Source organism: uncultured Algibacter sp., assembly GCF_963976535.1.
In the GTDB taxonomy this organism is placed as follows: Bacteria; Bacteroidota; Bacteroidia; order Flavobacteriales; family Flavobacteriaceae; genus Algibacter_B.
This window is the reverse complement of sequence record NZ_CAXBLF010000119.1, coordinates 1-2,327: the sequence shown is the minus strand read 5'-3', so window position 1 is coordinate 2,327 and position 2,327 is coordinate 1. Positions and strand designations below refer to the sequence as shown.

The 2,327-nt window shown below is 34.6% G+C and carries 2 protein-coding genes; one reads left to right on the top strand and one right to left on the bottom strand.

Annotation, left to right across the window (positions count from 1 at the left end; translation table 11 throughout):
• Positions 1-124: 124 nt before the first annotated feature.
• The gene (locus AAC024_RS15850) at positions 125-1,564 is read left to right on the top strand and encodes an amidohydrolase family protein (protein ID WP_339896465.1); all 1,440 of its coding nucleotides are present in this window, start codon (positions 125-127) and stop codon (positions 1,562-1,564) included.
• Positions 1,565-1,662: 98 nt separating this feature from the next.
• On the opposite strand, the gene AAC024_RS15845 is transcribed toward AAC024_RS15850, so the two are convergent.
• Positions 1,663-2,327, bottom strand: a 665-nt coding sequence (locus AAC024_RS15845) for a hypothetical protein (RefSeq protein ID WP_339896464.1), incomplete at its 5' end; no start/stop codon positions are given.

The window sequence follows — 2,327 nt, the reverse complement described above, 5'->3', positions numbered from 1 at the left end:
AAACATTTCGGCTATCTTCGTTTAACAACCCATAAAGTTCATTAAAACGGAACTTAATCTTTGCATTGGTAGCAATACTAAACTATAATCAATATCCAGTAAACCTCGACATAAAATACTAACTATGAAAAAAATATTTCTCAGCTTCGCCTTACTTAGCTTCTTTTCAACCTTATGTTTTTCACAAAAAGAATTTAGTGAGACAACAAAAAAATACATAGCATACAATGAGCCAATTACTGTTTTCAAAAATGCTTTATTAATCGATGGCTTTGGAAATGCTCCAAAACAACATCAAACAGTAATTATACGAGATGGAAAAATTGAATGGATAGGCGATGATGCTAAGGCGGTCGTTCCAAAGAATTCAAAAATACTCGATTTGAGTGGAAAGGTTTTGATGCCGGGGTTGGTGATGTTGCACGAGCATATGTATATGCCTGCTTATTCTCTTGAAAATAGATATTCCCATACAAATCAACAGCCTATTTCCTTTCCGCGCCTATATCTAGCTGCAGGAGCTACAACTATTAGAACTGCAGGAAATGTAGAAACCTATTCAGACATAAGCATTAAAAGAGACATTGATTCAGGAAAATTTCCAGGCCCTTCTATTGAATTAACAGCGCCATATCTCGAAGGAAATGCTTCCGTTTTCCCTCAAATGAATGAATTGAAAAACCCTGCAGATGCCATTGCTTTTGTAAATTATTGGGCTGACCAAGGTTTTACTTCCTTTAAAGGTTATATGGCTATCGATAAACCCACATTAAAAGCAGCCATAGATGCTGTACACAAAAGAAATTTGAAAATTACTGCTCACTTATGTGCTGTAACCTATAAAGAGGCTGCTGAAATGGGTATTGACCAGTTAGAACACGGATTTTTTGCAAGTAGTGATTTTGTTAAAGACAAAACAGAGAACGAATGTCCTAATAATCCCGAATTAGCATTATCTAATCTTAATCCTGAAAGTGATGATGTAAAAGAACTGATTCAGTTTTTGATAGATAAAAAAGTAGGCGTTACTTCAACTTTGGCTGTATTTGAAGGTTTTATTTCATCACAGCCTGTTCCTTCAATGGAATTATTAAGTTATTTTTCTCCAGATAATCGAGATTTCTATTTAAAAATTTTATCCCAAATGCAATCTGCAAAAACACCATCTGTTATGGATAAAGCATTTGTAAATAATGCAAAAATGGAAAAGATGTTTTATGATATGGGAGGCTTGCTAACAGTAGGGACTGACCCAACAGGAAATGGAGGGACAATTGCCGGTTTTGGGAACTGGCGTGCCATAGAGTTATTAGTTGAAGCCGATGGATTTACCCCTTTAGAGGCTATAAAAATTGCTACATTAAATGGTGCTATTGCTTTAGGGTTTGATAAAACAGTTGGAACTGTCGAAGTTGGGAAATCAGCAGATTTACTGATTATTGATGGCGACCCATCAATAAACATTAGTGAGCTGCGAAAAGTGGAGTTCGTTTTCAGAAATGGTGTAGGCTATGATTCTAAGAAATTGTTTGAATCAGTTAAAGGAAAGGTTGGATTTAATTAACGAAGATCGCTGCTAAAAATGTACTGCAGCCAAAAATGTAGTTAAAAACAGCTACTTTTCTTTAGTACATGACGTTAAACGAGTCCTTCAATTAAAGCTTAAAAAGAAACAGTCGCACCCAAAACCAACATCGTCTGATTCCCTTTAAAACGAGCATCGCCACCAATAGTTATTGAATCTTGTCCTTCAAGCTTTTTCAAAATATTGGTAAACCCATAAATATATTGGGCTTTCAACTTAAAATTCCTAATACCAAAAGACGCACCTATGGCTCCATTAAAATTAAATTGAGAAATATTGGTAATGTCTTCCGCAGATAAATTGGTATAATTATTAATATAATAGCCTTCTTGATTTCTGTCTTTAAATTCTAGTTTTCCGTTGTACTGTAGCATCGGTCCAAAATCAACTGTAAAATAATTAGGTATCACCTTTACATGTAATAACATAGCCACTTGAGCAGCAAACATTTTGTATTCAACAAACGCCTCTTGAGAGCTAATTAAAGCCTGTCGTCGTCCAGAAATTTCTATACTGCTTTCAGAAAGTTGCATGCCAAAACTAATATTATACCAACGTACAGGAATATCAACCGTAGCGCTTAATCCACCCATAAAACCATTCGATGATTTTGTGTTGAAATTATTAGTAACAATGTCAAATTGTGTAATACCTCCTGTAATTCCAATGCCATTGGTAATTCTATAATTTCCTTTTTGAGAAAAACTTTTTGTAACAAAACATAGCATTAAAGCTACTAATA